Below are 9,092 nucleotides of genomic sequence, written 5' to 3'. Positions count from 1 at the left end.
GCCCGAAGGGAGCCGCCCACACGGACGAGGAACCAGCCGATCCGATCGGAGCGATCAGTATCAGAAGTCCATGTCACCGCCCGGCATGCCGCCGCCGGCGGCCGCGGCGGCCTTCTCCGGCTTGTCGGCGATGACGGCCTCGGTGGTCAGGAACAGCGCCGCGATGGAGGCGGCGTTCTGCAGCGCGGAGCGGGTCACCTTGGCCGGGTCGATGATGCCCTCGGCGATCAGGTCGACGTAGGTGTTGGTGGCCGCGTTCAGGCCGTGACCGGCGGGGAGGTTGCGCACCTTCTCCACCACGACGCCACCCTCCAGGCCGGCGTTGGTCGCGATCTGCTTGATCGGGGCCTCCAGCGCGACCTTGACGATGTTGGCACCGGTGGCCTCGTCGCCCTCCAGCTCCAGCTTGTCGAAGGCGACACCGGCCTGCAGCAGGGCGACGCCACCACCGGCGACGATGCCCTCCTCGACGGCGGCCTTGGCGTTGCGGACGGCGTCCTCGATGCGGTGCTTGCGCTCCTTGAGCTCCACCTCGGTGGCCGCGCCGGCCTTGATGACGGCCACGCCGCCGGCCAGCTTGGCGAGGCGCTCCTGGAGCTTCTCGCGGTCGTAGTCCGAGTCGCTGTTCTCGATCTCGGCACGGATCTGGTTCACGCGGCCCGCGACCTGCTCGCTGTCGCCGCCACCGTCGACGATGGTGGTCTCGTCCTTGGTGATGACCACCTTGCGGGCGGTGCCCAGCAGGTCGATGCCGGCGTTCTCCAGCTTGAGGCCGACCTCCTCGGAGATCACGGTGCCACCGGTGAGGATGGCGATGTCGCCGAGCATGGCCTTGCGGCGGTCACCGAAGCCCGGGGCCTTGACGGCGACGGACTTGAAGGTGCCACGGATCTTGTTCACGACCAGGGTCGACAGGGCCTCGCCCTCGACGTCCTCGGCGATGATGACCAGCGGCTTGCCGCTCTGCATGACCTTCTCCAGCAGCGGGAGCAGGTCCTTGACCGAGCCGATCTTGGAGTTGGCGATGAGGATGTACGGGTCCTCGAACGTCGCCTCCATCCGCTCCAGGTCGGTGGCGAAGTAGGCGGAGATGTAGCCCTTGTCGAAGCGCATGCCCTCGGTGAGCTCGAGCTCCAGACCGAAGGTGTTGCTCTCCTCGACGGTGATGACGCCTTCCTTGCCGACCTTGTCCATGGCCTCGGCGATGAGCTCGCCGATCTGGGTGTCAGCGGCGGAGATGGAGGCGGTGGAGGCGATCTGCTCCTTGGTCTCCACGTCCTTGGCCTGGGCCAGCAGCTGGTCGGAGACGGCCGCGACGGCCTTCTCGATGCCGCGCTTCAGGGCCATCGGGTTGGCGCCGGCGGCGACGTTGCGCAGACCCTCGCGAACCAGGGCCTGGGCGAGCACGGTGGCGGTGGTGGTGCCGTCACCCGCGACGTCGTCCGTCTTCTTGGCGACCTCCTTGACGAGCTCCGCACCGATCTTCTCGTACGGGTCCTCGAGCTCGATCTCCTTGGCGATGGAGACACCGTCGTTGGTGATCGTGGGGGCGCCCCACTTCTTCTCCAGCACGACGTTGCGGCCCTTGGGGCCGAGCGTGACCTTCACGGCGTCGGCGAGCTGGTTCATGCCACGCTCAAGGCCGCGGCGAGCTTCCTCATCAAAGGCGATGATCTTGGCCATCTGAAGTGGTCCTCCGGGACACGGTCGACTGCTCGGACCAAGGGGTGCCCGCGACGGACGGCCCTGGTGTGCGGGGGTCCATTCCCCTACCGCTCCCGGGGGCCTCACCGACCCGGTCCGCTGTCACTCTCACGCTGTGAGTGCTAACGCCAATGATTAGCACTCCGGGTGGTCGAGTGCAAGCCCAATCGACGATCCGCGAGCCGTCGCCGGAGCCCCGCCCGAGCCCCGGCGGAGCCGCGTCGGGGAACGCCGACGGGCCCGTACGACACGCGTCGCACGGGCCCGTCGAGAAGCGAGTGGTCACCAGCCGTAGGGCCGCGCCGAGCTCCTGGAGTCGGAAGGGGTCAGACCGCCGCGCGGACCATGTCCGCCTGCGGGCCCTTCTGTCCCTGGGAGATCTCGAACTCGACCCGCTGGCCCTCCTCGAGGGTGCGGTAGCCGTCCATCTGGATCGCGCTGTAGTGGACGAAGACGTCCGCACCACCGTCGACCGCGATGAAGCCGTAGCCCTTCTCCGCGTTGAACCACTTGACGGTGCCCTGAGCCATTCCGAACTCCCCTAGTGCTGTGCTGGCCCTTCACGTGCCCGCAGGTCGCGGGCCCGGGTTGGTTGAAGGCCGGCCCGGGGAACCCCCCCTGGGCGCAGCCGTGCACGCCGCAACCATCCGCGCGGAACGCCGGGCGGCCTCCGGTGAGCGGGTGATTGCGTCGACCGCCGCTGAATGTATCCGGATCGACGCCCTCTGCAACAGGGCCAACCGCCGGTAATTCCGCCAAGGCGTCAAGGGACAGGACGGATCGAATCGGAATAATCTCGGCATTCCACGCCGGACATAGCGGACGAATTACTCAAATGCCCGCGCGAATTCTGACATCTGCCTGACATGTTTCACGGTCCGCCCCCGGCGGCCGGACGCCCCCGGGCCGAGCACTGCGGGAGCCGAAAGGGAAACCCTGTTCCCAGCCGAGCCACACTCTACTCCGACTCGACCCGGAAATATTCCCGCCGGAATGCGAGCGGTCGCCCGCGCATACGGAGAACGGATTTCCGTACGCGCGGGCGACCGCGGGTTCTGCTTTGTCGGCTCAGCAGCCGCCGGCCACCGCCGGGATGATCGAGACGCTGGCGCCGTCCTTGATCTCGGTCGCCAGACCCTCGGCGAAGCGCACGTCGTCGTCGTTCACGTAGACGTTCACGAAGCGGCGCAGCTTGCCCGTGTCGTCCAGGATGCGGGCCGCGATGCCCGCGTGGTTCTTCTCCAGGTCGGCGACGACCTCGGCCAGGGTGGCACCCTCGGCGGTCACCTCGGCGGCGCCGTCGGTGTAGGTGCGCAGGATGGTGGGGATGCGGACGGTGGCGCTCATGACTCTCCTAGCGGGGGCGGGGCCTATCGGGTGGTTCAGGCGGACACGAGGCCGGCGGCGCGGAACGAGTCCAGCGTCGGGCGGATGACGGCGGTCATCCCGGAATCGGAGACGGCGTCCAGGGTCTTCAGCCCGTCGCCGGTGTTGATCGCGACGGTCTCCTTGGCCGGGTCCAGCTGCCCGGTCTCGACCAGCTTCTTCAGCACGCCGACGGTCACCCCGCCCGCGGTCTCGGCGAAGATCCCCTCGGTCCGCGCCAGCAGCCGGATCGCCGCCACGACCTCGGCGTCCGTGACGTCCTCCACCGCGCCACCGGTACGGCGGGCGATGTCCAGCACGTACGGGCCGTCGGCCGGGTTGCCGATCGCCAGCGACTTGGCGATGGTGTCCGGCTTCACCGGCTTGATCACGTCCCGGCCGGCCTTGAACGCGGCCGACACCGGCGAGCAGCCCTCCGCCTGGGCGCCGAAGACCTTGTACGGCCGGTCCTCGACCAGGCCGAGCCTGATCAGCTCCTGGAGCCCCTTGTCGATCTTCGTCAGCTGCGAGCCCGAGGCGATCGGGATCACGATCTGCTCCGGCAGCCGCCAGCCGAGCTGCTCGCAGATCTCGTACGCCAGCGTCTTGGAGCCCTCGCCGTAGTACGGCCGCAGGTTCACGTTGACGAAGCCCCAGCCCTCGCCGGCCGGGTCGCCGATCAGCTCCGAGCAGAAGCGGTTCACGTCGTCGTAGTTGCCCTCGATGCCGACCAGCTCGCCGCCGTACACCCCGGCCATGACGACCTTGCCCTGCTCCAGGTCGTGCGGGATGAACACGCAGGACCGGAACCCGGCCCGGGCCGCCGCCGCACCCACCGCGCCGGCCAGGTTGCCGGTGGAGGAGCAGGACAGCGTGGTGTAGCCGAACGCCCGGGCCGCCTCGATCGCACACGCGACCACCCGGTCCTTGAACGAGTGCGTCGGGTTCCCGGAGTCGTCCTTGATGTGCAGCTGGGCGGTGAAACCGAGCTCCCGGCCCAGGTTGTCCGCCTTCACCAGCGGGGTCCACCCCGGGTTCAGGTTCGGCTTGGACGCCACGTCGGCCGGCACCGGCAGCAGCGGCGCGTACCGCCAGATGGAGGCCGGACCGGCCTCGATCCGCTTGCGCAACTCCTCGGCGCCCTCGCTGCCGAACTCGTAGGCGATCTCCAGCGGGCCGAAGCACTCCAGGCACGCGAAGCTGGGGCCGAGCGGGAAGCGGGTGCCGCACTCGCGACAGGACAGCGCGGCGGCCGGGCCGAGGTCGACGGAAACGGGTGCGGCAGTGTCGATAGCCATGATGGCGAGGCCTCTCTCCTCATCTTCCCCGTGGCGCGGTCGCGACACGGGACGGAATTGGCACCTGTCCCGCCGGGGCCTGTCGACAGACAGCCGCGCGAGAAGGTTGCCGGGACGTCAACGGGCCGTTCCCTCAGTCCCTCTGGATGAGCTTGTGAAATTGTGGTGGTGCTCAACGGAGACCCCGGCGTGCAAAGGTCCGACCGCTGTACGAAGACTGTATCCGAAGGCGTCAAACCTGAACGGGACCGTCCGCCAAGCGAGATGACCCGTCCCACCGACCTCGCCGAGGAGATCTCCGTGCCCGCCGAACCGACTCCCGCGCTCCTCCCGCAGGCGGCGTCCTGGCTGCGCCGCCGCTCCTGGAGCGCGGCCGACCGGCCGGTCCGCACCCTGCTCGACGCCAAGGAGCGCACCGGTCGCACGGTCAGCGTGGTCCTCCCCGCCCTGGACGAGGAGGCCACCGTCGGCGACATCGTCCGCACCATCCGCCGCGAGCTGATGGAACGCCTCCCGCTCGTCGACGAACTCGTCGTCGTCGACTCCGGCTCCACCGACGCCACCGCCGCCGTCGCCGCCGAGGCCGGCGCCCGGGTCGAGCACCGCGACGCCGTCCTGCCCCGGCTGCCCGCCGTCCCCGGCAAGGGCGAGGTGCTCTGGCGCTCGCTGCTGGTCACCCACGGCGACATCGTCTGCTTCGTCGACGCCGACCTGCGCGAGTTCGACCCGGCCTTCGTCTCCGGCATCATCGGCCCGCTGCTCACCGACGAGTCCATCCAGCTGGTCAAGGCCATGTACGACCGCCCGCTGGAGTCGGAGGGCGCCGTCCTGCCCGCCGGCGGCGGGCGGGTCACCGAACTCGTCGCCCGCCCCCTGCTCAACCTCCACTGGCCGGAACTCGCCGGTTTCGTCCAGCCGCTCGGCGGCGAGTACGCGGCCCGCCGCTCACTGCTCGAACGGCTGCCCTTCCCCACCGGCTACGGCGTCGAACTCGGGCTGCTGGTCGACGCCCTGGAGCTGGCCGGCCTGGACGCCCTCGCCCAGGTGGACGTCGGTGTCCGGCACCACCGCCACCAGGACGGCCAGGCCCTCGGCCGGATGGCCGCCACCATCTACCGGACCGCCCTGGAACGCCTCGACCGCACCCACCGCCTCAAGGCCTCCGCCGACCTCGTCCACCCCCACCTCACCCAGTTCACCCGCGACCCGGAAACCCGCGCCTTCACCGCCCACACCCACCCGGTGACCGCCCTCGAACGGCCCCCGATCCACACCCTCCCCGAGTACGCCGCCCGCCACTAGACCCTCTCTTCGACGGGCCGCACGGGTTTGCCACGCCGACCCCACGGCAACATGCCAACCATGGGCGATCTCACGACCAACCGTTCGAGCGTGACCGGCACCGCCCCCGTCCTGGTGGCGTCCAACCGGGGACCGGTGTCCTTCAGCACCGCCGACGACGGCACGCTGACCCTGCGCCGCGGCGGCGGCGGCCTGGTCTCCGGCCTCTCCGCCATCGACGACCCGAACGCCGTCTGGGTCTGCGCCGCCCTCGACGACTCCGACCGCAGGGCCGCCGCCGAGGCACCCCACGGCCGCCTCGACCTGGCCGGCCACGAGGTCGGCGGCCAGGCCGTACGGATGCTGGACATCGACCCGCTGACCTTCGCCCGCGCCTACAACGGCGTCGCCAACTCCACCCTCTGGTTCGTCCACCACCTGCTCTACGCGACCCCCACCGCGCCCTCCTTCGACGCCGCCTTCCGCACCGAGTGGGCCGCCTACCGGGCCTACAACGAGGCCTTCGCCGAAGCCCTCGCCGCCGAGGCCGCCCCGAACGCCGCCGTCCTCGTCCAGGACTACCACCTCTCCCTGGTCCCGGCCCTGCTCCGCGAAGCCCGCCCCGACCTGCGGATCGGCCACTTCTCGCACACCCCCTGGGCCCCGCCCGAGTACTACCGGATGCTGCCCGACGACGTCGCCCGGGCCGTCCTCACCGGCATCCTCGGCGCCGACCGGGCCGGCTTCCTGACCCAGCGCTGGGCCCGCGCCTTCGCCGCCTGCTGCGAGGACCTCCTCGGCGCGACCGTCGACCACGACGCGCTCACCGTCACCGTCGACGGCCGCACCACGCGCCTCGGCGTCCACGCCCTCGGCGCCGACGCCGACTTCCTGCGCGAGCGCGCCCACCGCCCCGACGTCGACGAACGCCTCGCCGCCCTCCGCGCGGCCGTCGGCGACCGCCGCACCATCGTCCGGGTCGACCGCACCGAGCTGAGCAAGAACATCGTCCGCGGCCTCCAGGCCTACCGGCACCTGCTCCGCACCCGCCCCGAGTGGCACGACCGGGTGGTGCACATCGCCTTCGCCTACCCGTCCCGCACCGACCTCGCCGAGTACCGCGCCTACACGGCCGCCGTCCAGCGGCTCGCCGAGGAGATCGACGCCGAGTTCGCCACCCCCGCCTGGCAGCCCCTGATCCTCCACGTCGACGACGACTTCCCGCGCTCCCTCGCCGCCTACCGGCTGGCCGACGTCGCCCTGGTCAACCCCATCCGCGACGGCATGAACCTGGTCGCCAAGGAGGTCCCGGTGGTCTCCGACCACGGCTGCGCCCTCGTCCTCTCCCGCGAGGCCGGCGCCCACGCCGAACTCAAGGACGACGCCCTCACCGTCAACCCCTACGACGTCATCGCCACCGCCGAGGCCCTCCACACCGGCCTCACCATGAGCCCGGAGGAGCGCGCCGACCGCACCAAGCGCCTGGCGGCGGCGGCCACCGCGCTCCCCCCGCAGCAGTGGTTCCTGGACCAGCTCAACGCGCTGTGAGCGCGTCCGCCAAGGCCCCCAACAGCTCCACCACGCCCTCCGGCCCGGCGACCACCAGGTCCGCCCGGTCCGCCAGCTCCCGCACCGGCGCGTCCCCCACCGCGCCGGCGCAGACCAGCACCCCGGCCACGCCCTCGCCGCGCAGCTCCTCCACCGCGGCGAAGGCCGCCACGTCCCCCAGGTCGTCCCCCGCGTAGAGCACCGACCGCGCCCCCCGCTCGCGCAGGAACCCGGTCAGCGCCGCCCCCTTGTCCACCCCCGGCGGCCGCAGCTCCAGCACCAGCCGCCCTGGCTCCACCACCAGCCCGTACCCGGCCGCCAGCTCCCCCACCGGCGCCCGCAGCAGCTCCAACGCCTCCTCCGGCGCCGCCGTCCGCCGGGTGTGCACGGCCACCGACCGCCCCTTGTCCTCCACCCACGTCCCCTCGGGCGCCCCCACCCGCTCCAGCACCCCCGGCAGCACCACCCGCACCCGCGCCACCCCCGGATGCACCTCCGGCGCCGAGAGCTCCCCGCCCTCCCACCGCTCGGCCCCGTAGTGCCCCAGCACCACCACCCCCGGCAGGTCCGCGAACCCCCCGTACTCCACCGCCACCCCGGCCGGCCGCCCCGTCACCACCACGACGCCCCCCACCACCGGCGCCAGCCGCCGCAACACCCCCACCACCCCCGGATGCGCCCGCGCCCGCCCCGGATCCGCCACGATCGGCGCCAGCGTCCCGTCGAAGTCCAACCCGATCACGGCATCCCCGGGCGCGCCCAGCACCGCCCGCACCCCATCCCGCCCAGCCCCGGTCCCCGGCACGAACATCTCTTCAAAGCCCATACCGAAGCCCTACCCCGGAGCCCCCCACTCCGCACCCCGCCCACCCCGGAGCCCCCGCACCCCGGCCTCCCCCACCTCCCCCACCAGGGCCACCTCCCCCACCCCCACCCACCCGCCCCTCCCCCACCCACCGCAACCACCCACCCACCCCTCGATTCACCCGGCGAGAGGGACGCGCTGCGGGAGGGGGTGGCGCAGGGGGTGGCCGCGGAGAGGGGCGTGACGGGTGATTTTCAGACTGCCAACGATCTGAACGCCCCACCTCCAGGGTTGGCAGTCTGAAAATCACCCAGCCCCCGGAGCGGCCACCCCCGGAGCCGCCCCCGGCCCCCCACCCTCCCGAGAGCCCTCCCCCCCCCACCCGTCAACGGGCCCCCCGCCGGGCCTCCCGCACCCGCCGCAGCCGGTTCACCAGCACCGGCGCGTGCGCCAGCGCCTCCTCCCGGTCCAGCAGCGCGTTCAGCACCTGGTAGTACCGCGTCGGGGAGAGCCCCAGCTCCTCCCGGATCGCCCGCTCCTTGGCCCCCGCCGTCCGCCACTGCCGCCCCTCCAGCGCCAGCACCGCCCGGTCCCGCTCGCTCAGCTCGCCCACCGCCGACACCTCCGTCCACCGCTACGGAGTGTCATTCTCGCGCGCGACCCGGACACACACTGCTCGCCCCACCGCTCCCCGCGCCCGGCTACCGTCACCCCCATGACCACGCCGAGCTTCGCCCTGCACATCCCGACCGCCGACCTCGACCCCGACCCGCTCGACCCGTCCCAGATCGTCTCGGGCACCCCCGAGGTCACCGGCAGGGTGCTCTCCGAGTCCGCCGACGGCCGCCACCTGCGCGGTCTCTGGCAGATCACCCCCGGCGTGGTCACGGACGTCGAGGCGGACGAGATGTTCGTGGTGCTCAGCGGCCGGGCCACGATCGAGGTCGAGGGCGGCCCGACCCTGGAGGTCGGCCCCGGCGACTGCGCGGTGCTGCGCGAGGGCGACCGCACCACCTGGACGGTCCACGAGACCCTCCGCAAGGCCTACGCCATCACGCTGCCCTGAGCCCCGTCGGGGCCGGGGCGAACCA

Annotated in this window: 9 protein-coding genes and 1 riboswitch; of the genes, 3 read left to right on the top strand and 6 right to left on the bottom strand. The window is 72.0% G+C overall.

The genetic code is table 11. The features are described 5' to 3' along the window. Window positions 1-60: 60 nt before the first annotated feature. The 4 genes from groL to thrC all read right to left on the bottom strand — a co-directional run bounded on the left by groL (window position 61) and on the right by thrC (window position 4,367). Window positions 61-1,683, bottom strand: coding sequence for a chaperonin GroEL (groL, locus tag ACFU7Z_RS29685; RefSeq protein ID WP_049652341.1), 1,623 nt, complete (start codon window positions 1,681-1,683; stop codon window positions 61-63). Between the two features lie 347 nt (window positions 1,684-2,030). Next, window positions 2,031-2,234 carry a cold-shock protein gene (locus ACFU7Z_RS29680; RefSeq protein ID WP_030289665.1) on the bottom strand — a complete coding sequence of 68 codons (204 nt, stop codon included), beginning with the start codon at window positions 2,232-2,234 and terminating at the stop codon, window positions 2,031-2,033. A 538-nt stretch (window positions 2,235-2,772) separates the two neighbouring features. Further along, the gene (locus ACFU7Z_RS29675; protein ID WP_049652344.1) at window positions 2,773-3,051 is read right to left on the bottom strand and encodes a MoaD/ThiS family protein; all 279 of its coding nucleotides are present in this window, start codon (window positions 3,049-3,051) and stop codon (window positions 2,773-2,775) included. 35 nt (window positions 3,052-3,086) lie between these two features. Next, window positions 3,087-4,367 (bottom strand): threonine synthase, encoded by a 1,281-nt coding sequence (gene thrC / locus ACFU7Z_RS29670; RefSeq protein ID WP_380780839.1) that lies wholly within the window; start codon window positions 4,365-4,367, stop codon window positions 3,087-3,089. A gap of 16 nt (window positions 4,368-4,383) precedes the next feature. Continuing rightward, window positions 4,384-4,520, bottom strand: a riboswitch (SAM riboswitch). A gap of 111 nt (window positions 4,521-4,631) precedes the next feature. Here thrC and ACFU7Z_RS29665 point away from each other — a divergent pair. Further along, window positions 4,632-5,669, top strand: coding sequence for a glucosyl-3-phosphoglycerate synthase (locus ACFU7Z_RS29665; RefSeq protein ID WP_375876433.1), 1,038 nt, complete (start codon window positions 4,632-4,634; stop codon window positions 5,667-5,669). Between the two features lie 60 nt (window positions 5,670-5,729). Then, entirely contained in the window at window positions 5,730-7,196 is a 1,467-nt protein-coding gene (locus ACFU7Z_RS29660; RefSeq protein ID WP_049652350.1) for a trehalose-6-phosphate synthase, read from the top strand. Here ACFU7Z_RS29660 and otsB read toward each other — a convergent pair. Then, window positions 7,183-8,022 carry a trehalose-phosphatase gene (gene otsB / locus ACFU7Z_RS29655; RefSeq protein WP_380780836.1) on the bottom strand — a complete coding sequence of 280 codons (840 nt, stop codon included), beginning with the start codon at window positions 8,020-8,022 and terminating at the stop codon, window positions 7,183-7,185. The two genes, ACFU7Z_RS29660 and otsB, sit on opposite strands and share 14 nt — an antisense overlap. Window positions 8,023-8,386: 364 nt before the next feature. Beyond that, window positions 8,387-8,614, bottom strand: coding sequence for a DUF3263 domain-containing protein (locus ACFU7Z_RS29650; protein ID WP_079272731.1), 228 nt, complete (start codon window positions 8,612-8,614; stop codon window positions 8,387-8,389). A gap of 102 nt (window positions 8,615-8,716) precedes the next feature. On the opposite strand from ACFU7Z_RS29650, the gene ACFU7Z_RS29645 reads away from it, so the two are divergent. Continuing rightward, the gene (locus ACFU7Z_RS29645) at window positions 8,717-9,067 is read left to right on the top strand and encodes a cupin domain-containing protein (protein ID WP_049655188.1); all 351 of its coding nucleotides are present in this window, start codon (window positions 8,717-8,719) and stop codon (window positions 9,065-9,067) included. Window positions 9,068-9,092 lie beyond the last annotated feature (25 nt).

Source organism: Kitasatospora sp. NPDC057518 (assembly GCF_042802075.1).
GTDB lineage: Bacteria > Actinomycetota > Actinomycetes > Streptomycetales > Streptomycetaceae > Kitasatospora.
The sequence above is the reverse complement of the archived record's forward strand: the minus strand, read 5'-3'. Positions and strand labels throughout refer to the sequence as shown.